Source organism: Sorangium sp. So ce321 (assembly GCF_051530195.1).
Classification (GTDB): domain Bacteria; phylum Myxococcota_A; class Polyangia; order Polyangiales; family Polyangiaceae; genus Sorangium.
Genome location: NZ_CP150329.1, coordinates 14108082 through 14133933, shown reverse-complemented (window position 1 = coordinate 14133933; position 25852 = coordinate 14108082). Strand labels below are relative to the sequence as shown.

The 25852-nt window shown below is 74.5% G+C and carries 17 protein-coding genes; 8 read left to right on the top strand and 9 right to left on the bottom strand.

Annotation, left to right across the window (positions count from 1 at the left end; translation table 11 throughout):
• Positions 1-27 precede the first annotated feature (27 nt).
• The gene (locus tag WME89_RS52530; protein WP_438007010.1) at positions 28-1323 is read right to left on the bottom strand and encodes a DUF1552 domain-containing protein; all 1296 of its coding nucleotides are present in this window, start codon (positions 1321-1323) and stop codon (positions 28-30) included.
• 915 nt (positions 1324-2238) lie between these two features.
• On the opposite strand from WME89_RS52530, the gene WME89_RS52525 reads away from it, so the two are divergent.
• On the top strand, positions 2239-3768 hold the full coding sequence (locus WME89_RS52525) for a hypothetical protein (protein WP_438007009.1): 1530 nt from the start codon (positions 2239-2241) through the stop codon (positions 3766-3768).
• Between the two features lie 132 nt (positions 3769-3900).
• Here the strand turns inward: WME89_RS52525 and WME89_RS52520 are convergent, their stop codons facing one another.
• The 3 genes from WME89_RS52520 to WME89_RS52510 form a co-directional block, all read right to left on the bottom strand.
• On the bottom strand, positions 3901-5235 hold the full coding sequence (locus WME89_RS52520) for a phosphoribosyltransferase family protein (protein ID WP_438007008.1): 1335 nt from the start codon (positions 5233-5235) through the stop codon (positions 3901-3903).
• Positions 5236-5412: 177 nt separating this feature from the next.
• Positions 5413-6753 carry a DUF6882 domain-containing protein gene (locus tag WME89_RS52515; RefSeq protein WP_438007007.1) on the bottom strand — a complete coding sequence of 447 codons (1341 nt, stop codon included), beginning with the start codon at positions 6751-6753 and terminating at the stop codon, positions 5413-5415.
• Positions 6754-6884: 131 nt separating this feature from the next.
• On the bottom strand, positions 6885-8864 hold the full coding sequence (locus WME89_RS52510) for a DsbA family protein (RefSeq protein WP_438007006.1): 1980 nt from the start codon (positions 8862-8864) through the stop codon (positions 6885-6887).
• A 107-nt stretch (positions 8865-8971) separates the two neighbouring features.
• On the opposite strand from WME89_RS52510, the gene WME89_RS52505 reads away from it, so the two are divergent.
• From WME89_RS52505 to WME89_RS52490, 4 genes are all read left to right on the top strand, one after another.
• Positions 8972-10345, top strand: a complete 1374-nt coding sequence (locus WME89_RS52505) for a GNAT family N-acetyltransferase (protein ID WP_438007005.1) — start codon at positions 8972-8974, stop codon at positions 10343-10345.
• Positions 10346-10420: 75 nt separating this feature from the next.
• The gene (locus WME89_RS52500) at positions 10421-13276 is read left to right on the top strand and encodes a DUF4175 family protein (RefSeq protein ID WP_438007004.1); all 2856 of its coding nucleotides are present in this window, start codon (positions 10421-10423) and stop codon (positions 13274-13276) included.
• Positions 13273-14844 (top strand): hypothetical protein, encoded by a 1572-nt coding sequence (locus WME89_RS52495; protein WP_438007003.1) that lies wholly within the window; start codon positions 13273-13275, stop codon positions 14842-14844. Before WME89_RS52500 ends, WME89_RS52495 begins: the two co-directional genes overlap by 4 nt.
• 248 nt (positions 14845-15092) lie before the next feature.
• Positions 15093-15689, top strand: coding sequence for a hypothetical protein (locus WME89_RS52490; RefSeq protein WP_438007002.1), 597 nt, complete (start codon positions 15093-15095; stop codon positions 15687-15689).
• A 10-nt stretch (positions 15690-15699) separates the two neighbouring features.
• Here the strand turns inward: WME89_RS52490 and WME89_RS52485 are convergent, their stop codons facing one another.
• Both WME89_RS52485 and WME89_RS52480 read right to left on the bottom strand, forming a co-directional pair.
• The gene (locus WME89_RS52485; protein ID WP_438007001.1) at positions 15700-17205 is read right to left on the bottom strand and encodes a sigma-54-dependent Fis family transcriptional regulator; all 1506 of its coding nucleotides are present in this window, start codon (positions 17203-17205) and stop codon (positions 15700-15702) included.
• Positions 17206-17237: 32 nt separating this feature from the next.
• Complete coding sequence (locus WME89_RS52480) at positions 17238-18080, bottom strand: MBL fold metallo-hydrolase (RefSeq protein WP_438007000.1); 843 nt, start codon at positions 18078-18080, stop codon at positions 17238-17240.
• Between the two features lie 554 nt (positions 18081-18634).
• Between WME89_RS52480 and asd the strand changes: the two genes are divergently transcribed.
• The 3 genes from asd to WME89_RS52465 are packed head-to-tail and all read left to right on the top strand — an operon-like array spanning position 18635 to position 23778.
• Complete coding sequence (gene asd / locus WME89_RS52475) at positions 18635-19357, top strand: archaetidylserine decarboxylase (protein ID WP_438012081.1); 723 nt, start codon at positions 18635-18637, stop codon at positions 19355-19357.
• Complete coding sequence (locus WME89_RS52470; RefSeq protein WP_438006999.1) at positions 19354-21693, top strand: methyltransferase domain-containing protein; 2340 nt, start codon at positions 19354-19356, stop codon at positions 21691-21693. Before asd ends, WME89_RS52470 begins: the two co-directional genes overlap by 4 nt.
• A gap of 21 nt (positions 21694-21714) precedes the next feature.
• Entirely contained in the window at positions 21715-23778 is a 2064-nt protein-coding gene (locus WME89_RS52465) for an FAD-binding protein (RefSeq protein ID WP_438006998.1), read from the top strand.
• 9 nt (positions 23779-23787) lie between these two features.
• Here the strand turns inward: WME89_RS52465 and WME89_RS52460 are convergent, their stop codons facing one another.
• The 3 genes from WME89_RS52460 to prfA are packed head-to-tail and all read right to left on the bottom strand — an operon-like array spanning position 23788 to position 25799.
• Positions 23788-24126 (bottom strand): histidine triad nucleotide-binding protein, encoded by a 339-nt coding sequence (locus WME89_RS52460; RefSeq protein ID WP_437622524.1) that lies wholly within the window; start codon positions 24124-24126, stop codon positions 23788-23790.
• A gap of 12 nt (positions 24127-24138) precedes the next feature.
• Entirely contained in the window at positions 24139-24702 is a 564-nt protein-coding gene (locus WME89_RS52455; RefSeq protein ID WP_438006997.1) for a hypothetical protein, read from the bottom strand.
• Positions 24699-25799, bottom strand: coding sequence for a peptide chain release factor 1 (gene prfA, locus WME89_RS52450; RefSeq protein WP_438006996.1), 1101 nt, complete (start codon positions 25797-25799; stop codon positions 24699-24701). Before prfA ends, WME89_RS52455 begins: the two co-directional genes overlap by 4 nt.
• Positions 25800-25852: the final 53 nt, after the last annotated feature.

Here is a 25852-nt window from a genome sequence, read left to right as displayed (position 1 = left end):
GCGGACGGACCTGCGGATGACGGCGCATCACGCGAGCCCATCCAGCGGGCCGGTGCCCTTCGAGGCGTCGCCGAAGGTGCTGTTGCTGAGGCCCAGGGCCTGACAGATGGAGACCAGGAGCTGCTGGTGAGGAGCGCCGCCGAAGTTGACGTAGCGGCCGGGCGTGAAGGCCTTCCCGCCGGCGAGGACGAACGGGACCGACTCGCACCGGTGTAGCGGCGCGTCGCCGAGCTCCTTGGCCCACACGACCAGCGTCTCGTCGAGCAGGGAGCCGCCGCCGGAGCCGGAGGTCGCCTTCAGCTTCTTGAGGAGATAGGCGAACTGCTCGGCGAACCATCGCTCCGCGATGCGGAACTTGTCGACGTCCTCGCCCGAGCTCGCGTGCGAGAGCGAGTGATGGTCCGAGCCGGAGAGGCCGAGCCACCGGAGGTGCAGGGGCGAGACCGTGTGAGAGAACTGGACGGTCGCGACCCGGGTCCGCCCGCACGCGAGGGCCGCGGCGACGAGGTCCATCTGCGCGACGGCGATGTCCGGGACGGCGTCCTCGTCGGTCGGGTTGAACGCAGGCGGCGGCGCGGGCGCCGTGCCGCAGCTCGCGCCGACGGGGCCTGTGCCCGTGGCAGCGCCGGGCGCGATCAGCTTGAGCCCGTCGATGTGGGCGTCGAGCTTCGCCTGCTCGCGCGCGGGCACGCCGGCGCGCAGCGCCTCCATCTCGCCGTTCGTGACGCGCAGGATGCTCTCCCGCCGCTTCTTCTTCGGATCGACCTCGTTCGCTCCAGTCCCGGTCGAGTCACCGGTGCCGGTGAAGCCGTCGAAGATCTGGTTGTACGCGGTGCGCGGCTCGTCGATGATGGGGGCGAACTGCCCCGCCGCGCTGTAGGACATGCGGGTCTGCGAGTTCGTCCCCCACGGGCTCGTGTAGATGCCGAGGTTGACCGGTCGGCTGCCGAGCTCCTGGGCGACGTACCAGTCGAGGCTCTGGCCGCGGCTCGCGCTGCCGGCGTTGCCGCCGCCCGTGAGCATGTTGACCATGCCAGGCTCGTGGTTGTCGACGCCCTTGAAGTCGATGCCGTCGCACACGATGAGATCGGACTTGTGCGCCGCGAGCGGCTCGAGGATCGAGCCCGCGGGGAAAGAGAAGCTCGAGCCGGACCCCTGAGGCCGCCAGAGATGGTGGTGGGTTCCGTTGGGAGAGAAGAATATAACCAGATTTCGGGCAGTCCCACCGTCGGCGCGAAGGTGGCTGATCCTCCCAAGGAACGGAGCGGCGAGGAGACCGGCGCCCAGGCCGGCGGCGAAGCGACGTCTGGATATACGATTCATGACGACGCGCTTCTGCAGAGGTCATGCCCGCGAAACGAGCACCAGCAAAACGCTCGATTTCACCCGATAGGCATCGTGCCACATGTCGCCTGAACCCGGAGGAGTTCTGGGTATGGGATCCAGTCATCGAGAGGCCGATCCAGGACCCGGATGAGTTCAGCGCACATTCACCACAATGGGCGAGCGATCATGGCATGGCGCGACAAACGAGCTTCCAGCGCGCGCCGGCGGCCCCTATTTCACGGGCGGATCCTTGAAAAACCGTGTCAAAATCCTCTGAGAGCGTATCCATGGCATCCAAGGAACATGCCGAGATCTCTCGAAGACACGTCAAGAATCTTCAGAAAACGTGTCAAAGTCCTCTGAGAGCATATCGAAGGCATTCAGGGGACATGCCCAGATCGCACAGCAGGCTCATCAATTAGCTTCAGAAAACGTGTCAAAGTCCTCTGAGAGCATATCGAGGACATTCAGGGGACATGCTCGGATCGCCTGGCAAGCTCATCAAGCAGCTTCAGAAAATGTGTCAAAGTCCTCTGAGGGCGTATCGATGGCACGCAAGATCATGCCGGGATCGCGCAGCAAGCCCATCAAGCAGCTTCAGAAAAAGCGCCAAAATCCTCTGAGAACATATTGATAGCATCGAGAGAACATGCCGAGATCTCTCGAAGACGCATGGATGGTCACCGAACACGCGTCGAAATTCTCCGAGAGCGCATCAAGGGCACTCAGGGCCGCGTCGAGCGCCTCACGCACACCTCCGCGGCGCGACCTCCAGCCTCGATCCGGCGGCCCCAGCGAGCCCCGGCCCGAAGCGCACCGCGACGATGGGCAGGAGGCGCCGCTCGTGCGATGAGCTAGGCGCCACCGCCGGGACACACCCCGCCAGCGATCCCGGTAGCTGTCGAGCTCGCCATGAGACCGAGCCCCACGCACGCCCCACCCCAGCGACCGGAGCCCGCGCCCGAGCTCTCGCGCGCCCCCGCGCCGCGGCACGAGGCGCCCGGCGCGCTCGCGCTGCTGGCGCTGGCCGCGGCCCTCGGCGGCCCTCCCTCGACGGCAGCGGGTGCGCCGGGCGCGCCCCCGGCCAGTCCGCCAGCGCCCGCCACGAGCGCGCAGGCCGGCGCTCCCCCCGGCGATGCCGGCGATGCCGCCGCGCCGGACGCCACCCCGCCGGCCGAGGGCCGCCCCGTCGTCTCGCCGGTGCAGCGGCTCGAGGAGCGCGACGCCCCGCAGCGCGCCTGCTCCTTCACGCTGCCCGTCTGCGTGCACGCGCCCGCCGACGTCCCCGGCACCGCCCTCCTGGAGAGCCTCGCTCACCTGGAGGCCGCGATGCGCGCCTACGACGCGCTCGGCCTGCCACGTCCCGTCCAGGACGGAATATTGGGCGGCGGGCCGGCGTACGACCTTTACCTGGAGCGCGGCCCACGCCGCGGCCCGCTCCGCGTCGGGCACGACATGCGGGCGCTCGGAGAGCGGTTCGACGCCGCGAGCGCGTTCGCCGTCGTCGCGACGCCGGCGGCGCCTGGACGGGGCGGGTGCGCGAGCGCGTCCGACGCGGCCTACGCGCTCGGCCACGCCGTCGCCGCGCGCCTCGACGCCGGGGCGGAGGAGGGCGCGCTCGCGATGACGGCGAGCTACCTCGCCGCCGTCGCGGCGCCGTGCCCGGCCGAGGAGCTCGCCGCCGTCGACGCCTTCCAGCGGGCGCCCGAGCGGGCGCTCACGGGCGCGGAGCTCGGCGCGCTCGACGGCGCCTTGCTCTTTCCGTGGTACCTCGACGACACCTACGGCACCGGGACGCCGGCGCAGATCGCCGCGTCGCTGCTCGCCATCGCGGCGCAGTCCACGCCCGCGGGCGCGGCGCGCTTCCACGCCGAGCCCGACATCTTCGACGCGCTCCGGGCGTCCCTCCGGTCCCGCGGCAAGGACCTCGACGACCTGCTCCTCGAATTCGCGGTGGCGCGGGCGTTCCTCGGCAGCCGCAGCGACGGCGCCCACCTCACGGACGCCGAGCGCTTCGGCGACTTCGGCCGGGTGCGCTTCGAGTGGTCGCTGCCCTACGCCACGCTCCCGCGGCGGGTCGCGCCCCTGCGCCCGATCGAGCCGACCGGCGCCACGTACCTCTGGCTCGACCTCTCGGCGGAGAGCGCGGCGGCGCCCGGCCTCGAGGCGGCCGAGATCACCTTCGTCGCCGACTGGGAGCTGCCCGCGCTGTTCCGCTGGGCGATCGTGAAGGTCGACAGGCAGGGCGCCGAGGCCGGGCGCGTCGCCGTGGCCGGCATCTTCGGCAGCAGCCGCGCGCAGCGCACCGTGGTGGGGCTCGACGGACTGTCGGGGCTGCTCATCGTGGGCGTCAACGCGGGGAGCATGATCCGGAGCCACCCGTTCGACCCCGACGATGCGCCGTTCATGCCGCACGGGTACACGGTCTGGCTCTCCAGGTAACTCCAGGTAAGCCGACGCGCCGGCCGGCGCCGGGCCACAGGCGCTCCAGGCGCGGCAAACGCCGGCCGCGCGCTCGCAGCGGCAAGCGCCGGCCGCGCGCTCGCAGCGGCAAACGCCGGCCGCGCGGAAGCGTCACGCCCTCGCCTCGTCTCCTCGCGGCGGCAGGTGCTGCGCGAACCACTCCCCGGCGAGCCGGGCGACGGCCGCGAGGGCGCCAGGCTCCTCGAACAGGTGCGTCGCGGAAGGCACGATGGCGAGGCGGCGCGGGCCGGCGAGGCGATCGAGGGCGTCCTGGTTCAGCCCGAGCACGGCCGTGTCCGCGCTGCCGACGATGAGCAGCGTCGGCGCCCGCACCCGGGCCAGCGCCGCCCCCGCGAGGTCGGGCCTGCCGCCGCGCGACACGACGGCGCCGACCTGACGAGGCCGCGCCGCCGCGGCGATGAGCGCGGCCGCCGCGCCGGTGCTGGCGCCGAAGTAGCCGACGCCGAGGTGACGGAGCTCGGGGCGCGCGAGCGCCCAGTCCGTCGCCGCGACAAGCCGCCGGGCGAGCAGCTCGACGTCGAAGCGGAGGCGCCCGCTCCGGTGATCTTCCGCCTCCTCGCCCTCGGTGAGCAGGTCGAAGAGCAGCGTGGCCAGCCCCCAGCGCCAGAGCGCCTCCGCGACGGAGCGGTTGCGAGGGCTCCGGCGGCCGCTGCCGCTGCCGTGCGCGAAGATCACGAGGCCGCGCGCCCGCTCCGGGATCGCGAGATCCCCGGGGAGCGCCGCCGTCCCCGCCTGGACGCAGAGGGGGCGCTCCGAGCCCTCCGGGGGCCGCGGCAGCTCGCGCCGCGCCTCGGCGAGCAGCTGGGCGACCGCCTCGTCGGACGTCTGCGAGAAGTCCTCGTAGTAGGCGCCGATCGCCTGGAGGCTCGGATCCTCCTCGATGCAGGCGACGCCGTCGACCTCGCGGCAGAGCGACGACAGGCTCGACGGCGCGGCGACCGGCGTCGCGAGCACGAGGCGCCGCGGCGAGCGCTTGCGCAGGTCGCGCAGCGCGGCCCGCACCGTGCCGCCCGTCGCGATGCCGTCGTCCACGACGATCACGGTCTGCCCCTCGATGGAGGGCACCGGCCTGTCGCCCCGGAACCTGCGCACCCCGCGCTCCACCTCGGCGGCCTGCTGCGCCGCGATCGCGGCGAGCTCCGCCTCGGAGATCCCGAGCAGCGCGACGAGGCTCCTGTCGATGTACACCTCGCCGCCCTCGGCGATCGCGCCCACGCCGAGCTCCGGCTGCCCGGGCGCGCCGAGCTTGCGCACGATCCACACATCGAGGGGCGCGCCCAGCGCGCGCGCCACCTCGTAGGCCACCTCGACGCCGCCTCGCGGCAGGCCCAGCACGAGCGGCGCCTCCCTCCGGTACCCCGAGAGCAGCCGCGCGAGCCTGCGCCCGGCGTCCCTGCGATCCTGGAACAGTTTGGCTCGACCCATCGCCGCCTCCCCTCACCCCCGCCCCTCCTCCCTTCAAGAGCGGTGCCGCGCGGCGCGCGCGGGGCGCGCGGGGCGCGAGGCGCCGCCCCGCAGGCGGCGCTGCGCAGCGGCGGCGAGGGGCGCCGCGGGGGCCGGCTCAGCCGCGCGGTTCGACGCGGCGGCCGTCGCGGCGGACCGTCAGCCGAACAGGCTCCACTCGTCCTCGATGAGCGAGAGCGCGTTGATCAGCTCGACCGCGAGCTCGCGCTCCAGCCACTCGTCGATGCGCTGGCCGGCCGCGACCGCGCCGTAGCTCGCGCGCGGGATGCGCTTCGCGAGGTGCATCAGGCACGTGCCGGTCCGCTCGAGGCGCGCGACCCAGTCGGTGTCGCGGTAGGCGTACATGGCCTGGTGGAACAGCGAGTCGCTGAGCGCCGAGATCCTGTCGCGGAGGACGTCGGCGGGCTCGGCGCGCGACGCGATCGCCTCGCGCACCTCGGCGATGGCGCGCAGCACGAGCCCGACCGGCGCGCCGGGGTGGAACGAGGCGCGCTTCGGCACGAACGTCAGCTCGTCGAGCGCCAGGAAGTACCAGGCCTGCGGCGAGGACACGCGGTAGAGGTACGCCGCGCCGCAGGCCTCGGCCGCCGCCATCGCGATCTGCCAGGCGCCCGCCTCATCGACGCTGTCCTGCTCCGCGGGCATCCCGTCGACGCGCTCGATTCCGGGGCCGCTGACGAGCGGATCGGCCCACGCCATGAGCAGGACCGAGGTGGCGCGCGACCAGCTGCAGAGGAGGCGCGCGCGCGCCTCTGCCGACACGCGGCCGCCCGGCGCGATCCAGACGAAGCGCCCCTCCTTGAGATCGGCGCGGTACTCGTGCGCCGAGGCGCCGTGGGCGGCGAGCTGCTCGAAGAGCGCCTCGCCCCGCGCCGCCCAGCGCCGGGCGAGCGCCTCCTCGGCGCTGCCGGACGGCGTGTCGTCCCAGTCGAGCTCCGGCGGCCGGGGCGGCGCGAGCTCCGCCTCGCTCTCCGCCTTGGCGCGCCGGCGTCGCCGCTTCGGCGGCGCGACGCGGGCCTGCTCGTCGGCGCGCGCCCTCGCGGCGCGTCCCCTCGGCGCCGCGGGGCGCTCCGTGGCCGCGCGCTTGCCAGGCGCCGCGGGTCGCTCCGCCGCCGCGCGCTTGCCGGGCGCCGCGGGTCGCTCCGCCGCCGCGCGCTTGCCAGGCGCCGCGGGTCGCTCCGCCGCCGCGCGCTTGCCCGGCGCCGCGGGCCGCTCCGCCGCTGCGCGCTTGCCAGGCGCCGCCGGCCGCTTCGTCGCGGCGCGCTCCACCAGCGCGGCCGCTGCCTTGGCCTTCCTGGGCCGAGCCCGCGAGCTGGCCGGCTGGCGCTCCTTCCGGTCGCGCAGCGCGACCGGCGAGCCCGCCGCCGCGCCTCCGCGCTCGCCCGCCTTGGCGCGGGGCTGCGCGCGCGCGCGCCCGCTCGATGCCTTGACGGTGCGCCTGGGTTCGGCCGATGTCCCCCGACCGCGCGGTTTGGGCATTGGGACAGGCTATCACGAGGTCAACGGACAACACCGGTGGAGGCGCGCGGCGAAACGCACAGGGCGGGCGGAGCGCTCGGCCGCCGAGCGCCGCCGCGCCCGGGGCCCGCGCGCTCCGCTGCCCGCGCGGCTCAGCGCGCTTCGCCGAGGGCGCGGCGCACGACCTTCTTGAATTTGGCGAGCGGCTGGGCTCCGCTGATCAGGTACCCGTTGATCACGAACCCCGGAGTGCCGTTGATGCCGGCGCTCCGCGCGATCTGCATGTCGGCCTCGACCGCGGCCCGGTGGGTGCGCTCATCGAGGGCTCTGGCGAAGCGCGCCGCGTCGAGGCCGATGCCCGCGGCGTGCTGCTCCAGGGCCGCGCGGTCGAGGTTCGCGGTGCTGTTGTCCTTGAAGAGCCGGTCGTGCATCTTCCAGAAGCCGGCCGGCCCCTGCTGCGCCATCGCCTCCATGGCCGCCTCGGCGGCCAGCTGCGCGTCCGGGTGGAAGGGCAGCGGCAGGTGGCGAAAGACAACACGGACCTTGCCCGGAAAGGCCTTGAGGACCTCGTCCATCGTGGCCGCGCCGCGCGCGCAATAAGGACACTGGAAGTCGGAGAACATCTGGATGACGACCTTGCCGGCGGCCGCCCCCTTGCCCGGGTGCTCCTTCGACGGCGGCGGCACGGACACCCGCGGCGGGGGCGCCGGCGGGACCGCCTGCTTCTGGATGGCCTCGTAGACGCCCGCGCGCGGCGTCCCGGCGACGACCATGGCCTCCGCCTTCGCGATCTCCTCCTCGATGATCGCCTGGAACTTCTCGATCGGCTGCGCCCCGACGAGCTGGCGTCCGTTGATGAAGAAGTGCGGCGTCCCCGCGGCGCCGAGATCGTCCGCGAGCTCCACGTCGGCCTCGATCTTGGCCGCGTGCTTGCGCGAGGCGATGGCGCGCTTCGCCGCCGCCACGTTCAGCTGGAGGTCCGCGGCGACGGCCTCGAGGGCGGCGTCGTCGAGGGCGGCCTCGCCGGCGAGGAGGCGGCCGTTGGCCTGCCAGAAGGCGGCCTCCCCCTTCTGGGCCCGGGCCTCGCGCGCGAGCTCCGCGGCGGGCTCGGCCCGCGGGTGGAACGGGAGCGGGTTGTCCTTCCAGACGACGCGCAGCTTGTCGCCGTACTGCGCCGCGAGCTTGTCGACCGTCGGCGTGACCCGCCTGCAGAAAGGACACTGGTAGTCGCTGAACAGCACCATCGTGACCAGCGCCGTGTCCTTGCCGCGCACCGGCGAGTCGCCGACGGGCACGAGGTGCACCACCTTGCTGGCCTCCGCCTCCTCGTCGTCCTCGGGCTCCTCGGCAGGGGGGGCGAAGTTCTTCTTCGCGAGCGCCGCGTAGATCTGCTCCGGCGGCGTCCCCTCGGCGCGGAGCGCCCGCGCCGAGGCGAGCTGCGCGTCGATGATCTCGGCGAACCGCTCCGCCGGCTGCGCGCCGACGAGGAGGACGCCGTTGATGAACGACGCCGGCGTGCCGTCCACGCCGAGCCGCGCGGCGAGCGCCATGTCCGCGTCGACCTTCCGCGCCGCCCCGCTCTGCTGGACGAGCTGCTTGAGCTGCCCCGGCGTCACGCCCGCCCGCCGGAGCGCCACGGCCTCGAGCTCCGGCGAGAGCCGCTCGTCCGCCTCGAAGATGGCGTCGTGGAACGTCCAGAAGGCGCTGGGGCCGGCGTGGGCGAACACCGCCATCGCGGCCTCGGCGGTCGGCCGAGCCTGCCTGTGGAACGCGAGCGGGAAGTTCTTCCACACGATCCGCAGCTGCTCCGGACCATACCGCTGCTCCAGCTGCGTCAGCGTGCCCCCCAGGCTCTTGCAGAACGGGCACTCGAAATCGGAGAACACGACGATCGTCACGGGCGCGAGCCGGCTGCCGCGCGCCGGATCGGCGCGGGTCACCGGCACGGGGCCGGGGTCGCCCTCCGCGACCATGATGTCGTCGAGCGGCGCTCCCGGCGCGGCGCCCGGCCCCGCGCCGCCGGGCTTCGTCGCCTGCGAGGCGTCCGGAGGGGGCGGCGGCAGGGCGGAGCTGCACGCGAGGGCGAACAGCAGCGTTAGCCAGGCGACGGCGGCGATGGCGCGGCGGAGCATCGCGCGAGTGTACTCTCGTTCCACGACGACGCCGGCGCCGCACGGCGCCGCTGCGCCCGGCGCGGAACACCGCTGCACGTCCCGAGCAGCGAAGCAGACGCCCGCCCGTGGCGCGATTGACGCCCTCGCCGCCTTCGGCCATGACGGGCCCCGGCGCGCCGCTCGGCCGCGCCAGGAGAGCGCACCGGGAAGCCATGGAGAAGGTCTACAGCGCCGCTCGCGTCCAGCCCGAAGAGCACAGGGACGTCCTCGCGCAGCTCTGGAAAGAGAACCTCGCCCACGGCGAGGTATCGCAGGAGTTCCTGGAGCGGCGGATGCGCTGGTTCCAGGAGCAGAACCCGGCCGGCCCCCCCCGCACCTGGATGGGCTTTCACGGCCCGGAGCGCGAGATCATCGGCAGCGGCTCGTTCTACCCGCGCGACATCTACGTCAGCGGGCGGAAGCTCAAGGCGGGCGTGCTCGGCGACTTCGGCGTGACCAAGGCGCACCGCATCGCCGGCGCCGCCATGAGCATCCAGCGCGAGCTCGCGAAGGGCTGCCGCGACGCCGGGGTCGACTTCCTTTACGGCTTCCCCAACAAGGCCTCATTCCCGATCTTCCAGCGCGCCGGCTACAAGAAGATCGCGGACTCCATCATCTGGGTCCGGCCCCTGATGGCCGCGTACAAGCTGCACGAGCTCGCGGCCTCGTCGGCCGGCGAGCAGCACAGCACGGTGAGCGCGGTGGTGCAGCGGGTCGCCGAGCGGGCAGCCTCGGCGATCCCCCACCCCCGCTGGCGCGCGCTCTGGGAGGCGGCGGAGCCGGCCGCGACGCCCGCCCCGCTCACGCAGGCGCTGTCGACGGCCGCCGAGCGCCTGGTGCAGCGCGCGACGGTGAAGCCGGACAACGCCCTGGTCCGGGCCGCGGGGCGCGCGGTCGACGGCTCGATGGCGCTCCGTGACGCCGCGGCGCTGCTCGCGAGGGGCAGCCGCGTGCGCACCGAGCTCGTGGACGCCGCCGACCACCGCTTCGACGAGCTGTGGTCGCGCGCCAAGCCCGCGCCGATCGCCGGCGAGCGCAGCGCCCAGTTCCTGAACTGGCGCTACGCGCAGCTCGGCAACGTCCGGCACCGCTTCTTCTGCATGCTCGACAGGCACGACGGGCGGCTGCTCGGCTACGCCGTCTACGCGGTGCGGAACAACAAGGTCGAGGTGACCGACCTGTTCTGCGAGGACGACGGTCCCCTGCTCGACGCCCTGCTCCTCGAGTTCTGCCAGGCGATGCGGCGCGAGGGGCACGTCTCGGTGGGCATGCTCCTCGTGACCCCGCCCGCGTTCAACGCGCGCCTGCGGGCGCTCGGGTTCTTCTCCCGCCCCCACCCGCCGAAGGTCGGCTCGCGGTGGCTTGTCGTACACCTCGACCCGAGCTTCCCGGAAGAGCTGCGGCGCGTGCTGCTCGACCCGAACAGCTGGTTCATGACCGACGGCGAGCTCGACGTCTGATCGCCGGGGCCCTGCTCCCGGGGGCGTCCCACCGATTCGCTGGACCACCTCCTGCCGCCGGTTACCCTTGCCTCCATGGATAACGAGGCGCCGGCCCTGTCCATCGCGCGGCTGCGCTCCGTCTGGGATGCGGAGGTGGGCCCCTCCGCGCGGCGCGCGCTCACCGCGGCGGCGTGCGCGGGGCTGTTCGGCGCGGCGCACGTGGCGCGCGTGGGGTCTCCGCTCGCCCGCGGGCTCGCCGGCGCCGGCCTCGCGCTGCTGCTCGCCGCCATCGCCGCGCGCGCGATCCTCGCGCGGCGGCGCCGCGGCGACGCCCGGCGCACGGTGCGCGAGATCATCGGCCGCACGGACGAGGCGCTCGGCGCCGCCACCCTGAGGGCGCTCGCGCTCGTGGATCGCGCCCGCGCCGACGATCGGGTCGGGTCGCCGGAGCTCGCCGGCCTCCACCTCGCGCGGCTCCTCGGCCGCGCCTCGCAGGCGCGCATCACCGCGCGCGCGCAGCAGGCGGCGGCGCGCTGGGCGATGGCGGGCCTCGCCCTCGGCGTGGCGGCGCTCGCGGCGACCGCGATCGAGCCGTCGCGCGTCGTCGAGGGCCTGGACGTCCTCGCCGCCCGCGGCGGCGAGGCGCCGCTCGATCTGCCGTGGCTCGAGGACATCGAGATGACGGCCACGCCGCCCGAGTACCTCCACGAGGCCACGGAGGTGCTCCTGCCCTTCGCGACGACGATGCAGCCACGGGGGACGGTGATCACGGTGCGCGGCCGCCCCGTCCGCGCCGGCCGCGCGCTCGTGCTGACCGACGGCGGCGCCGAGGTCCCGTTCGTCGACGACGGCAAGGGCGGCGTGATCGCCCGGTGGACGCTCGGCGACTCGACGACCTTGCAGGCGGCCGCGCGCTTCGGGCAGGTGCGCGTCCGGCAGGCCGACGCGCAGCGGGTCGTGTCGATCTCGGACGACGCGCCGCGCGTCACGCTCGAGGGGGCCCCGCGCACGGTGAGGCTCCTCGACGAGCCCAGCATCCCGCTCCGCTACGAGATCACCGACGATCACGGCCTGCGCGAGGTCGATCTCGTCCTGCGCGCCGGCGCCAAGGAGGAGCGGCGCGTGCTCTCGCGGCCGGCGGGGGACGCGAAGGTCGATCGCGGGGGCTACGAGCTCAGGGCGCGCGACCCCTTCTTCCGCAGGACGTACGTGCCCATCGAGGTGCGGATCGAGGCGCGCGACAACGACCCGATCGAGGGCCCGAAGTGGGGCAGGAGCGAGGCGATCCTGGTCGTCCCGCCGCAGGTGGGCGAGCCCGAGGCGCGGCGCTACGTCGCGCTCGTGAAGGCGCGCGACGCCCTCACCGACCTGCTCGCCGACCGCATCGGCCAGAAGGCGCCGGAGGCGGGCAGCGCCGCGGGGCACGCGGCGCACGAGGCCGAGGCGCAGGCGGCCGCGAAGGCGGAGGTCGAGCGGGCGCTCGCCGCGGATTACGGCGGGCTCCGGGTGCGCGGGCGGATCGCGTCGCTCGCGCGGGGTCAGCTGGCGAGGCTCGACGAGGCGCTCGCCGCGGAGCGGAAGGCGACCACCCGCGCGGCGCACCAGAAGCTGCTCGACGAGACCGAGGGCGTGCTGCTCGCGTTCGACGCGGGCCTGCGCGGCCTGGGCTACCGCGACGCCCAGGCCGTCGCGCAGCGGCTGGCCGACGTCGCGGACGAGGCGGCGGCGGCGGCGGAGCTCCTCGACGGCGGCGACCGCGGCAACGGCGAAGGGCGCCTCGAGGCGGCGGTCACGGTGCTGGGCGGCGGGGGGGTCGAGCTGAGCAAGCTCGGCGACCTCGGCCTCGACCTCGGGGAGATCGTCGCGAACGACCTGCGCAGGATCGCGCGCGCCCGCGGCGCGAGCGACTGGGTGCACGCCGAGCTCGCGGCGCGCGACCTCGCGGCGCGGCTCAGGCGGCCGGAGCCCTCGTTCGGCGGCGGCGGTCGCGGCGGGGTGGAGTCCGGAGCGCCGCGCGGGCCGGAGCCCGGGGACGCCTCGAGCGCCGACGAGAGCGTCGCGCAGAGCGAGCGCGACCTCGAGGAGCTCGCGCGCGACCACGCCGCCGAGATGAACGCGGTCGCCGAGGAGCTCGCGCGCGCGTCGAGGCCCGAGGACATCGCGGCGCTCCGCGAGGAGGCGAAGAAGCACGCCGAGGCGATCCGCGAGGCGGTGCGGGACCTGCCGCAGCCCGGCGCGGCGCCGGGCTCGGCCGAATCCGCCGCGGCCGATGGCAGGGAGCAGGCCGAGGCGATGGCGGGCGCGCTGGAGCAAGGCCGCCCCGAGGACGCGGTCCAGAGCGGTCAGGGCGCGATGCGCTCGCTGGGCGAGGCGAAGCGGCTCGGGTCGAGGACCGGCGGCTTCTTCCCCGAGGAGCGGGCGGGCCGCGAGGCCGCGGAGGCGCAGCAGGCGCTCGCCGACGAGCTGGCCTGGGCCGAGGAGGCGCTGCGCAAGCTGCGGCAGGCCGCGTCGGAGCGGGCGCGGGAGGGCCTCGAGAAGTCGAGCCAGCGCGAGGGCTCGCTCGCCGATCGCGCGCGCGATCTCCGCAAGCGGGGCGAGCGCGGCGACGGCCGCATGCCGGAGGAGATGCTCGAGCGCCTCGACGACGCCGAGCAGGCGATGCGCGAAGCCCAGCGCTCGCTGTCCGAGGGGGACGGCGAGCAGGGCAGCGAGCGCCAGCGCGACGCGCAGCGGCTGCTCGAGATGTCGCGCAGCGAGGACCAGGGCCAGGAGGGCGACGGCGACCAGGAAGGGGACAGGGACATGGCGAGGAAGGCCGACATCCCGGACAAGGACAAGCACAAGGGCCCCGAGGAGTTCCGGCGGCGCGTGCTCGAGGGGCTCGGGGGCACCTCGGAGCCGCGGCTGCGGGAGGCGGTCAAGCGTTACGCGGAGGGGCTCCTGAAATGAAGCGCATCGGTGGTCCGGTGAGCCCGGCCAGGGCGCCGCGGCGGGGGGCGGCGGCCGCGACGCGCGGCCTCAGGGCGGTGGTCCTCGCCGCGCTCGCGACCTTCTCGGCGACCGCGTCTGGCCGCCTGTCCGTGGGCGATCTCGACCGCGCGGTGCGGGCGCGGGCCGCGATCCTGGAGATCGACGCCCCGGCGGCGCGCGACATCCTGAAGGGCGTGGACCCGGCGGACCCCGCGCTCGCGCTCGAGCGCGGCCGGCTCGCCATCTACGAGGGCGACTGCGACGCCGCCGCGGCGATCCTCGCGCGCCCCGACCTCTCGGCGACGGCGGAGGGCGCGGCGCTCGGGGACATCGCGCGCGGCTGCGCCCGCGCCACCGCCGCGACCGTGGTCGTCGACGACGAGGCGCGCGGCGTGTGGGTGCGGCTCCAGGACGACGACGATCGCGCGCTCGTGCCGCTCCTCGTCGAGGTCGCGGCGAGGACGCGCGACGTGCTCGCGAAGGACCTCGGCGTCGAGCTCCTGAGGCCGCTGCGGATCGATCTCGTCCGGGACCAGTTCACGCTCTCGGCGATGACGGGCCTGCCCGAGGACGCGGCGCGGACGACGGGCACGGTCGCCATCGCCAAGTGGGGGCGGGTGACGATGCTCTCCCCGCGCGCGACGCCGAACGGCTATCCGTGGCTGGACACGCTCGCGCACGAGATAACGCACCTCGCGCTCTCGCGCGGGACGCGCGACAACGCCCCGCTGTGGCTGCAGGAGGGCGTGGCCAAGCGCGAGGAGGTCCGCTGGCGCGAGCCCGACCCGCTGGACGACGTGCCGTCCGTGGACGCCGTCGCCTGGCTGGGCATCCAGAAGGGGCTCGGGCGCCCGCTCGACAAGATCGGCCCCTCGATCGCGATGCTCCCGAGCGCGGAGGAGGCGGCGATCGTGTTCGCCGAGGTCGCGAGCTTCATCCGCTACTGGACGAGGGAGGCGGGCGACACGGCGCTCCCCGAGCTCCTGGTCCGGCTCAAGGCGGCGAGCAGCGACGCGGACCTCGAGCGGGCGATCGCGGAGATCTCCGGGGCGGATCTCGCGGCCTGGGACAAGCGCTGGCGCGCCTACCTCGCCACGGTGCCGGCGGACGTGCCGCCCGATCTCGCGCCCGGCGGGGACATGCCGCACCGGCAGGAGGTCGGCAAGCGCGTGCGGCTCGGGCAGCTGCTCCATGAGCGCGGCCACCACGCCGCGGCCGCGGTCCAGCACGCCCGCGCGCAGGCGCTCGCGCCGCACGAGCCGGCGGTGCGCTGCTTCCTCGCCGCCGCCCTGCTCGCCTCGGGCGAGCGCGCCAGCGCCGCGCCGCTCGTCGAGCAGGTGGAGGACGTGAACGGACGCCACGGCCGGTGGTGGTCGCTGCACGGGCTGCTCCACGGCGGCCCCGGCGCGGACCGCGCCTTCTCGGCGGGCGTCGCGCTCGACCCGCTGAGCCCCGAGGTGGCCTGCGAGGAGAAGCTGCCGCCCGAGCTCCCCGCCGATCCCGTCCGGTCAGCGCTCTGCGAGGCCGCGCGCCGCAGGGCGCCCTAGCTCCGCCCGCCAGCAGTCCGGCCATGGATGGCCGGAGGCCGGGCTTCTGCGCCGCTTCGCGGCGGCTTCGCGCGGGCGGCGCTAGCCTTATTTCCTCGGGTCTCCGCCCCGAACCCCCGGCGTCCGAAAAAAACGACAATCCGAGGAAACGACGCCGCTGAACGCAATGCCGCGCTCGCGCCGGTTTCTGCGCGAGCCTGCCCGCGCCGGCTTCCGCCGCGCTGGAGCGCGCCTCTACGGTACGCGCGATGCTGAACGTTGCTCGCCTCGCCCTGGTGATCGCGCTGAGCCTCGTCCTGCCGGCTCGAGCGTACGCGCGCGATCCCCGGAGCGCCTCGCCGCCGGGCGTCTACGGCGAGCTCGACGCCTCCTCCATGCTCGCGTTCGGCCTGATGCCCGTGGCGGGCATCGGCGTCTCGTCCGCGCTCGCCCTCCGCTGGCTCGACGCCTCCCTGTGGCTGGAGGCGCGCGCGTTCAAGGCGCTGAGCCGCAACGAAGGAGCGTTCCTGGGCCAGGTGACCGGCGCCGAAGCGGGGGCCGCCTCGCTCTGCAGGCACAGGGAGGCCGTCTTCCTCTGCTACGTCTTCCAGCTCGGCGCGATCCACGTCTCCGCCGTCGATGACCTGAGGCCCCAGGCGTCCAGCGCCCCCTGGTTCGTCACCTCCGGCGCGCGCGGGGGCGCCGAGTGGCGCGTCTCCCGGCACCTCCAGGTGCGCGGCTTCCTCGAGCTCCACCTCGCGCTGCTGCGCCCTCTGCTGCGGGTCAGCACCCTCGCGCAGGGGCAGACCTCTCGCGTCGCGGCGATCGCCGGGATCGGCCTGACGCTGCCGGTGAGCCTGCGCTGAGCGGCGCGCCTCAGCCCTTCGCGCGGAGCGCCCGCGCCAGGGTGTTCCTGCCGACGCCGAGCCGCTTCGCCGCTTCCGTCTTGTTCCCCTCGCACGCCCGGACCATCGCCTCGACGTAGCGACGCGTCACCTCGTCGAGGGTGAGGCCGAGCGGCAGCGCGACCCGCTCGTCGCCGTCGTGCGCCGCGGCGGCGGGCGGCGGGGCGCCCTCGCGCCGCCGCGACGGGAGGTGCCCCGCGGTGATGCGGCCGTCCGGCGCCAGGGCGATGGCGCTCTCGACCCAGTGCTCGAGCTCGCGCACGTTGCCCGGCCAGGTGTGCGCGCGGATGTGGCGGAGCGCCTCCAGATCGAAGCGCGGCGCGGGCCTGCCGTACCTCGTCGCGTAGACGTCCGCGAAGTGCCGGGCCAGCGTCTCGACGTCCTCGGGGCCGCGCTCGCGCAGGGCCGGCAGGTCGATCTCGACGACGCGCGCCCGGTAGTAGAGGTCCTTCCGGAAGCGGCCCTCGGCGACCGCGCGCTCGAGGTCGCAGTGCGTGGCGCACACGACGCGCACGTCGGCGTGGAGCGTCTGGCGCCCGCCGACGCGCTCGAACGATCGATCCTGCAGGAAGCGGAGGAGCTTGCCCTGGATGTCGAGCGGCAGATCCCCGAGCTCGTCCAGGAAGAGCGTGCCGCCCTCCGCGAGCTCCACCTTGCCGGGCACGCGGCGGTCCGCGCCGGTGAACGCCCCGCGCTCGTGGCCGAAGAGCTCGCTCTCCACGAGCTGCGCCGGCAGCGTCGTGCAGTCGACGGTGACGAAGGGCCTCGTCTGGCGCCTCGAGTTCACGTGGATCGCCCGCGCGAAGAGGCTCTTGCCGGTGCCTGTCTCGCCGCGCAGCAGCACGGTCGCGTCGGTCTGCGCCGCGAGCTGGACCTTCTCGTACACGGCGGCCAGCCGCTCGCTGCGGCCGACGATCCGGTTGAACGGCCCCTGCAGCACGACGCCCGGCCCGCCGCCCTCGGCGGCGCGGAGCGTCGTCAGCGCGAGCGCGCGGGCGAGCTGCGTCGCGAGCGCGACGAGGTAGCGCTCGTCCTCCTCGTCGAACGGCGCGCCCGCGCGGTTCAGCAGCTGGACGACGCCGCGGACCGGCGCGGCGCCGTCCTCCCGGATGGGCGCGACGAGCATCGAGCGCGTCGTGTAGCCCGTCGCCCGGTCGGCGGACGGATCGAAGCGCGGATCGCGCGCGGCGTCGTCGACGCGCACGACCTCTCCGGTCCTGGCGACGTGCCCCGCGATGCCGCGCCCGAGCGGCTGCCTCAGCGCGGGGAGCTCGGGCAGGAGCGCGACGCGCGTCACGAGATCGCCGCGCTCGGCGTCGACGAGCCAGATCGTCGCGCGGTCGGCGCGGAGCGCCTTCGCGAGCCGCTCGCACGCCGTGCCGAGGAGGGCGTCGAAGTCGACCTCCCGGGCGAGGAGGGAGGCGAGATCGACGAGCAACGAGAGGCGCGACATGGATAGCGGAGCAGGATCCAGCATAGAGGTCGCCGCGCTCGTCGTCATCCGCGTCATCACGCGGCCCGCGCGAGGGCCTCGACGTTGATGCAGAGCCCCTCGCGCGCGGCGACCGAGGCGGGGAAGAGCTCGCGCGAGAGGCGCTCGATCTCGGCGACGCCCGCGTCCGTCCGCTGCGGGTCGTGGTGGAAGAGGACGAGCTTGTGCGCGCCGCACACCCTCGCGATCTCGGCCCCTGCCACGTAGGTCGAGTGCCCCCAGCCGACCCTCGAGCGGCCGCCGTCGCCGCGGTACTCCTCGGGGGTGTACTGCGCGTCATAGATGAGCACGTCGGCGCCGTCCGCGAGCGCGCGCAGCGCCGGATCGACGCAGGCGTAGTGCTCGGTGTCGGTCGCATAGACGACGCTGCGGCCCGCGTGCTCGACGCGGTAGGCGAGGACGCCGCCCGGGTGGTTCAGCTTCGCGGTGCGCACGTGGACCTCGCCCACATCGAACGCCTCGCCGGGCCGCGCCTCCCGCAGCGCGATCTGCGCGCCGAGCTCGTCGAGCCGGACCGGGAAGCTCGGCGCCGCCATCTGCGTCGAGAGCGCGTCGCGGAGGCTCCCGACCCCGTGCGCGCTGCCCACGACCGACAGCTTCGAGCTCGGCAGGTACGCCGGCACGAAGAACGGCAAGCCCTGGATGTGGTCCCAGTGCAGATGGGAGAGCAGCACCGTCGCGTCGACCGGCCCCTCCCGGAGCAGCGCGTCGCCGAGCTTGCGCACGCCTGTCCCTGCATCGAGGATGATCCGCGACGATCCGCAGCGGACCTCCACGCAGCTCGTGTTGCCGCCCACCGACGCCGTCTCCGGCCCAGGTGAGGCGATGCTCCCGCGAACTCCCCAGAACCTGATCTCCATCGCTGTCTCGTGCCTCCTGGGCCTCCTTCAGCGAGCGGCGTGCCAGGACGTATGCGCTTGAAACCGTTCCGTTTTTCTGCTGCGCTCCCGGAGGGCGATCGAAGTTGCAGCGCCTCGTCCGGATCGGCGCTTCAGAATGGAGCGCGCGGCCGGGGTGGTCCGCGGGTGAGCACCGCGCATTTGCGCGGAGCGGCGCTTCGCGATTGACGCGCTCGCAGCGACGTGGAGAAACGGGGAGCACGGGGGACGGGCCTGGCGTCGCGCGACGGGGATCGCGCTGTGCGTCGCGCGTCGCGTCAAGGCTGAGCTCCTTCGCTGGCTGGGGGACCGCGCCTGTGTGGAAGGTTGGCTCGACCCGAGCGTTGACCCAGGTCCTTCCCGAGGCCTAGCATTCCTGCACCGCTCTCTTTCCTGCATCGATAACGCCGCTCCGCACAATGACCGTTGCCACCTACGCCGCCGCACAGCTGTTGCGGGTGCTTCCGCGAGAGCGCATTACCCGGGCCGTTGGCCGCCTCTGCGACGCCAGGGCACCCGCCGCTGTCTTGAACGCGGTGGTCAAGCTCTACGCGCGCGCTTACCGCGTCGACATGGACGCGGCCGAGGTGCTGACGAGCCCATACGAGAGCTTCGACGCGTTCTTCACGCGCAAGCTCCGCGAGGGAATGCGCCCTGTCTGCTCCGACCCCGGAGCCATCACCAGCCCCGCCGACGGCCGGATCGCCGCGATCGGCCCCGTCACCGACGGCGGGCGCCTGTTCATCAAGGGGCAGCCCTACCGGGTGGAGGACCTCGTGGGCGACCCCGCGGAGGCCACCCGCTACGACGGTGGGCAGTTCGCTGTCGTCTACCTGTCGCCCCGCGACTACCACCGGGTCCACGCCCCCGTCGCCGGCCAGGTGAGCGTCATCCGCTCGATGCCCGGGGAGCTCTTCCCGGTGAACTCGATCGGCGAGCGCCACGTCCCGGGCCTCTTCGCGCGCAACCGGCGCGTCGCGATCGTGATCGACACCGAGCGCCAGGGGCGCGTGACGGTCGTGATGGTGGGCGCGATGATCGTCGGACGGATCACGGTGAGCGGCATCGACGCGCGCGACGTGCCGCTCGGCGTGCACGCGCTCTCGCCGGCCCTCCAGGTCGCGTGCGGCGAGGAGATCGGCAAGTTCCACCTCGGCTCCACGACGGTCATGTTCGTGGAGCGCGGGGCGGCGCCGCCGTGGAGCAGGGCTCCGGGGCCGGTCCTCTACGGAGAGCCGTTCGACGGGGGCGAGCGATGACGAGCGAGCGGCCGCGCAACCCCCTGGCTGCGTCCGCCCAGGAGGGCGGCGTCTCCGGAGAGCCCGGCGCGCCCCTGCCGGGCGATGCAGGGAGCGCGGCCGCATCAGCGCCGCAGGGAGAGCAGGGCTCGTTCTCCGCGCGCTCGTCGTCCCCTCCACGGCCCGAGCGCATGCCCAGCGCGCGCCCGCAGCCCGCGACGACGACGCCGCTGCCGCGCCTCGACATCGTCGCGGGCATGGCCGACGGGAGCTCCAGCGGGCAGCGCCCGGAGATCCCGGATCTCGACCTCGACCCGCGCATCGCCGGGCCGCCCACGGAGCGCTCGCGGCACGGGGCTCCCCTGCCGGCGAACCCCGCCGCCCGGCGAGCCTGGCAGTCGCTGGCCGCCGAGGTGGAGCGCACCGTGGAGGTCGAGCGCGGCGACGGCCCGAAGGCCGCGCGCCGCCGCTCGCGGCGGCTCGTGAACCTGGCTGGAGACGCGCCGCAGCAGGGCGACGACCAGGGCGCCGCGCCGGAGGAGGCCGCCGCGCACAGCGGCACCGCGACGCCGCGCACGAGCGCGCTCCAGGACGTGCAGGACGACGACGGCTGGCTGGACGCGGCGAGGCCTCCCAGCCAGCCGGCGCTCGAGGAGCCCAGGCCGCTCAGCAAGCCGGCGCCGCCGCAGAGCCTGGCGGAGCTCGTGGCGCCCCGCGCGGTCCCGCGCCCGTCGCCGAAGTCCTCGTCGAGCTTGCCGCCGATGCCGATGCCGCTCCCCGGCGGCCTCATCATCGACCCGGACTCGGTCGCGGTGATCCGGCCGCTCCAGATCCTCAGCATCGAGTCGAACCTGCCGCCGGTCAGCTCGGCGCCCGAGCCCGCCAAGCCGCCGCTGCTGACGGAGCCAACCGAGCACGAGTGGCCGCCGCTCCAGTTCAGGACCCGGTCCGAGTTCCCGACCACGCTCGGGCTGGAGGCGTTCCAGGATGCCCCCGCGGAGGGCCCGCCGACCTCGCGCGACGCGGCCGACGAGGCCGTCGAGCCCGAGCCCGAGCCCCGGAGGCCGCGACGCGAAGGCCCTGCCTCGTCCCCGGAGATCGAGGCGCGCGCCCTGGACTGGCCGCTGGGGCCGAGCGCGGACGAGCTCGCGGAGCTCGAGCCGGAGCTGGTCGACGAGCCGAAGGCCGAGCTGCCGAGCGCCCCGCCCGAGGCAGGCGAGGCCGAGCAAGCAGCGGCCCAGGCGACGCGCAGCACCTTGCCGCCGAAGAGCAGCGAGGTCGAGCTCGTGGAGATCGAGCCCGAGCGCGAAGGCGAGACGGCGGACGAGCGCGCGGCCGCCCGCGGCGACGCGCAGGTGGCGCAGCCCAAGAAGCCGCCGCCGCCGCCGCCGCTGCCGCCGCGGCGCCCGCGCTCGCACGCGCTGGCCTCGCCCGACCTCGCGACGTTCACGAGCTCGGTGCCGCCGCCGCCCGTGTCCGTGCCGCCCCCACCGCCCACCGAGCCACCGGTCGCCGCGCGGCCATCCGCCCCGGCGGCCGCGGCGCCGGTGGCGGCGAAGCAGGTCGAGTTCGAGCCGAACTCGGGGCCCTCGACCGAGCCCGCCGTGCGCCGCAAGCGCCCGTGGTGGGAAGAGCTCTTCGGCGACGACTTCCTGCGCACGCTCGACAAGATCGACGGCAAGGTGGTTCGCCGCGAGGTCGACTTCATCGAGGAGCGGCTCGGCGTCGAGAAGGGCGCGGTGATCCTCGACCTCGCGTGCGGCGCGGGCGGCCACGCGATCGAGATCGCGAGCCGCGGCTACAGCGTCGTCGGCTTCGACCTGTCGCTGGCGATGCTGGCCCGCGCCGCCGACGACGCGCAGGACCGCGGCCAGAAGCTGAACTTCCTCCAGGGCGACATGCGCGAGATGACGTTCGAGGAGACCTTCGACGGCGTCTACTGCTGGTCCACGAGCTTCGGCTACTTCGACGACGAGAAGAACCTGGACGTCCTCGCGCGCATCCGCCGCGCCCTCCGCGCGGGCGGCATGCTCCTGCTCGATATCGTCAACCGCGACTACGTGGCGTCCCGCCAGCCGAGCCTGGTCTGGTTCGAGGGCGACGGCTGCGTCTGCATGGATGAGATGCAGGTAGATTTCTTCACGAGCCGGCTCAAGGTGAAGCGCACCGTGATGTTCGAGGACGGCCGCTCGCGCGAGCTCGACTATTCGATCCGCCTCTACGGGCTGCACGAGCTCGGCAAGCTGCTGCACGAGGCGGGCTTCAAGGTCACCGAGGTGACCGGCCACCCTGCGCACCCGGGCGTCTTCTTCGGCTCGGAGTCGCCGCGGCTCATCATCCTTGCGGAGCGGAGCTGAGGAGCTAGGGGGCTCCTGAGCATGAGCTTCGAGGCCGCGATGTCGCGCGCGCTGCCGGGGATCCCGCGCAGCGCCTCCCCCGTCGACCAGATCGCCTATGCCCGCGATCTCTGGCCGCGGCACCACCTCGCCGTGACGGAAGGCCGCATCGCCGAGCACCGGCCCGGGATGATCGTCTGGCCGGCGTCCACCGAGGAGGTCGCCCAGGTCGTCCGCTTCTGCGCTGACGAGGGGCTCCCGCTCGTGCCCTACGGCGCGGGCTCGGGCGTTTGCGGCGGCGTCTTGCCGGACGACCGCACGGTGGTGCTCGACCTCAAGCGGCTCTCCCGCCGGCGCTCGCTCGACCGCCAGGCCCCCTCCGTCGAGGTCGAGGCAGGCGCGCTCGGCATCCGCTTCGAGGAGGAGCTCAACGCCGAGGGCTTCACGCTCGGCCATTTCCCGTCGTCGATCCTCTGCTCGACCGTGGGGGGCTGGGTCGCGGCGCGCAGCGCCGGCCAGTGCTCGGGGCTCTACGGCAAGATCGAGGACATGGTCGCGTCGCTCGAGTGCGTCGTCGGCCGCGGCGAGGTCGTCCGCCTCGACCGGCGCACGCACGGCCCGGATCTGACGCCGCTCCTCATCGGCAGCGAGGGCGTGCTCGGCGTCGTCACGGCCGCGACGCTCAGGCTCCACCCCGCCCCGCCGGCGCGCGCGTTCGCCGCCTTCTCGTTCCCCAGCCTGGAGGCCGGGTGGAACGCGATGCGGGAGATGTTCCAGGCCGGCCTCCGCCCGGCGGTCTCGCGGCTCTACGATCCGTTCGACTCGTTCATGGCGCGGCTCGGCGCGGTGCGCCGGCAGCGCGCGCTCGCCGGCGCGGGCGACGAGCCCTCGGAGGGGGCGGCAGCGCCGTCGCGCGGGGCGCGGGGCCCCGGGGCCGGCGCCGCCGTGCTGCGCGGCCTGCTGCGCGCGCCGGGGGTGCTCAACCAGGTCGTCGACGCCGTCGGGTCGCGCGTGCTCCGCGGCGCGACGCTCATCCTCATCTTCGAGGGCACGGCGCGCGCGAGCGCCGAGGATCTCGCCCGCGCCGCGGCGATCGCCGCGCGCGGCGGGGCCAGGCCGCTCGGCGAGGAGCCGGCGCGCCACTGGCTCGCGCACCGCTACAGCGTGAGCTACCGCCAGGCGCCCGTCTTCATGGCCGGCGCATTCAGCGACACCATGGAGGTCGCCGCGCCCTGGTCGCGCCTCGACGCGCTCTACCGCGCGGTGCGCGCCGCGCTCGGGCGCCACGTGTTCGTGATGGCCCACCTGTCCCACGCCTATCCGGACGGCTGCAGCATCTACTTCACCTTCGCCGGCAGCGCGCCGAGCGTCGCGGCGGCCGAGGCGAAGTACGACGCGGCCTGGCGCGCGGCCCTCGACGCCGCGATCGACGCCGGCGGCACGCTCTCGCATCACCACGGCGTCGGCCGCAGCAAGGCGCCACGGCTCGGCGCGGAGCTCGGCCTCGGCGCCGACGTCGTCCATGCGCTCCGGGGCGTCTTCGACCCGGCCGGCATCATGAACCCGGGCAACCTGCTCCCGCGCGACCCCGCCCCGCGCCCGCCGGTGCCGCGCCCGCCGGTGCCGCGTCCGCCGGCGTCGCCGGTGCTGGACCGCGCTTCCCTGCTCGTGCACGCCGCCGGGACCGCTCGCCTCGCGGACGTCGAGCGCGCGCTCGCTCCGCACGGCCTGACGCTGGCGCTCGACCTCGACGCGGCCTCGCGCGAGCTCACGATCGACGCGTGGATCGCGGCGGGCGCGCCCGGCGCGCCGGATCCTTGGGGCGACCCGGTCGACCACCTGGTCGCCGGGTTCACCGCGCGGCTCGCGTCCGGCGCCGAGCTCGCGGTGCGGCCTGCTCCGCGTCGCGCGGTGGGCCCGGATCTCTTCGCGCTGTTCCTCGGCGTGGAGGGGCGCGTCGGCGCGATCACGTCCGTGCACCTGCGCGCCCACGGCGCGTCGCGGCCCCGCGCGCTGCCGACGTCGCTGCCGCGGCAGCCGCCGCTCGGCGAGGCGGAGGCGGCGTGGCTCGACGCGGTGGTGGGCGCCACCCGCGGCGTGCGCTGAGCGCCGCGCTCAGCCGGGGGGCCAGGCCATCGGCCGCCCGCCGATGACGTGGACGTGCAGGTGGAAGACCGTCTGGCCGGCGTTCGCGCCGTGGTTCACCACGGTCCTGAAGCCGGCCTCCGCCACGCCGGTCAGCTCTGCCACCTGCCTCGCGGCGAGCAGCAGCCGGCCGAGGACCGCCTCGTCCTCGGGCGCGGCCTGGCCGAGCCCCGCGATGTGGCGCTTCGGAATGACGAGCACGTGCGTGGGCGCCTGCGGGTTCAGATCGTGGAAGGCGATCACGTGCTCGTCCTCGAACACGACCTTCGCCGGGATCTCCTTGTTCGCGATCTTGCAGAAGATGCACATGGTCGTCGCCTCCTAGGGTGCTTGCGTATCGCGCTGCTCCCGGTCACGCGGCAGCGCCCTGGTCGCCGCGTCCGGCTCTCCCGGCTCGCCCTGGCCAGGAGCTCCCGTCGCTCCGCCGCGGGTCTCCTCGGGGAGGAGCCGGGCGAGCGCGCGCTCGATGCGCGACGTGTCCGCGGGCTCGGGGAGGAGGTCCTGGGGCAACGGGGCGCCGGCCGCCGAGCTCGTCCGGGCGACGTCGCCGCCCCGCTGTCCGGCCTCCGGGGCGGCCCCGCGCGAGACAGCGATGCGGAGCACCGCGAGCTCGAGGGCGTCGAGCGCGGCGGTGCGCTTCAGCCCGAGCGACGGCACGTCGTACGTGAGCAGCGCGCCCCCGCTGGCGGCCGGCGCGAGCCCGGCGCGGTCCGCGCCCGCGACGAGCTGCCGCACGATGCTCCGGAGGAGCGCCGCCCGCCGCCGCACCCGGCGCGTCTCCGGGTCGGTGTACAGCGAGAAGAAGCGGTTGCGCGAGAAGGTCGTCGGCGCGAGCACGAGGGCGACGAGCAGCGCCTCCAGATCGATGGGCGGCGCCCCCCTCACGTCGCGGACTCCAGCGCTCCCGCGGGCCCCGAGAGCCCGCCGCGCCGCAGGAGCTCCGCCTGACGGTGCGTGCGCAGCGCGCCGATGAGCTCATCGAGATCGCCCTCGATGATCTTGTCGAGCTTGTGCAGCGTGAGGCCGATGCGGTGATCCGTGACGCGGTTCTGGGGGAAGTTGTAGGTCCGCACCTTCTGCGCGCGCTCCCCTGTCCCGACCATGGTCCGTCGCTCGGCGCTCTGGGCCTCCTCCTGCCGGCGCTGCTCGAGCTCGAGCAGCCGGCTCCGGAGCACCTTCATCGCCTTCGCCTTGTTCTTCAGCTGGGAGCGCTCGTCCTGGCACTTCACGATCATGCCCGTGGGCAGGTGCTTGAGCTGCACGGCGCTGTTCGTCGTGTTGACGCCCTGGCCGCCGGGGCCGCCCGACGCGGCGATCGAGATCTCCAGGTCCTTGTCGTCGATGTGCACGTCGACCTCGTCGGCCTCGGGCAGGACGGCGACGGTCGCGGTCGAGGTGTGGATCCGCCCCTGCGTCTCCGTCGTGGGGACGCGCTGCACGCGGTGAACGCCGCCCTCGTAACGGAGGTGGGAGTAGACGTCCTGCCCTGTGATCAGCGCCGCGACCTCCTTGTAGCCGCCGGCGGAGGCCTCGCTCAGGTTGAGCACCTCGACCTTCCAGCGCTTCGTCTCCGCGTAGCGGCAGAGCATGCGGAAGAGGTCGGCGGCGAAGAGCGCCGCCTCCTCGCCGCCCTCGCCGCTCCGGATCTCGATCACGGTGTTCCGGCCGTCGTTCGGGTCCTTCGGCAGGAGGAGCAGCTCGAGCTCGCCGGCGAGGCGCTCCCGCTCGATCTCTAGCTCGGGCAGCTCCGCCTGGGCGAGCTCGGACAGATCGGGGTCGCTGAGCGCCTCGCGGTCCTCGGCGATGCGCCGCTCGACGTCGCGGAGCCGGGCGAACGCGGCGACCACGGGCTCGAGCTCGGTCCGCTCGCGGTTGAGCCGCTGGAGCTCGGTCGGGGCGGAGAGCACCGCGGGGCTGCACATGAGGTGCTCGAGTTCCTGAAAGCGGCGCTGGACCGCCTCGAGTTTCGCGATAGGTAGCATCTGCAATCCGAAGACGGGCGGAGTTGGACGGCGAGGCGCGCGTCGGCGACGCG

Bases quoted from the DNA above. Each gene is read 5' to 3' on its own strand.
- WME89_RS52530 (WP_438007010.1), bottom strand. From the start codon at position 1,323: ATGAATCGTATATCCAGACGTCGCTTCGCCGCCGGCCTGGGCGCCGGT.
- WME89_RS52525 (WP_438007009.1), top strand. From the start codon at position 2,239: ATGAGACCGAGCCCCACGCACGCCCCACCCCAGCGACCGGAGCCCGCG.
- WME89_RS52520 (WP_438007008.1), bottom strand. From the start codon at position 5,235: ATGGGTCGAGCCAAACTGTTCCAGGATCGCAGGGACGCCGGGCGCAGG.
- WME89_RS52515 (WP_438007007.1), bottom strand. From the start codon at position 6,753: ATGCCCAAACCGCGCGGTCGGGGGACATCGGCCGAACCCAGGCGCACC.
- WME89_RS52510 (WP_438007006.1), bottom strand. From the start codon at position 8,864: ATGCTCCGCCGCGCCATCGCCGCCGTCGCCTGGCTAACGCTGCTGTTC.
- WME89_RS52500 (WP_438007004.1), top strand. From the start codon at position 10,421: ATGGATAACGAGGCGCCGGCCCTGTCCATCGCGCGGCTGCGCTCCGTC.
- WME89_RS52495 (WP_438007003.1), top strand. From the start codon at position 13,273: ATGAAGCGCATCGGTGGTCCGGTGAGCCCGGCCAGGGCGCCGCGGCGG.
- WME89_RS52490 (WP_438007002.1), top strand. From the start codon at position 15,093: ATGCTGAACGTTGCTCGCCTCGCCCTGGTGATCGCGCTGAGCCTCGTC.
- WME89_RS52485 (WP_438007001.1), bottom strand. From the start codon at position 17,205: ATGCTGGATCCTGCTCCGCTATCCATGTCGCGCCTCTCGTTGCTCGTC.
- WME89_RS52480 (WP_438007000.1), bottom strand. From the start codon at position 18,080: ATGGAGATCAGGTTCTGGGGAGTTCGCGGGAGCATCGCCTCACCTGGG.
- WME89_RS52470 (WP_438006999.1), top strand. From the start codon at position 19,354: ATGACGAGCGAGCGGCCGCGCAACCCCCTGGCTGCGTCCGCCCAGGAG.
- WME89_RS52465 (WP_438006998.1), top strand. From the start codon at position 21,715: ATGAGCTTCGAGGCCGCGATGTCGCGCGCGCTGCCGGGGATCCCGCGC.
- WME89_RS52460 (WP_437622524.1), bottom strand. From the start codon at position 24,126: ATGTGCATCTTCTGCAAGATCGCGAACAAGGAGATCCCGGCGAAGGTC.
- prfA (WP_438006996.1), bottom strand. From the start codon at position 25,799: ATGCTACCTATCGCGAAACTCGAGGCGGTCCAGCGCCGCTTTCAGGAA.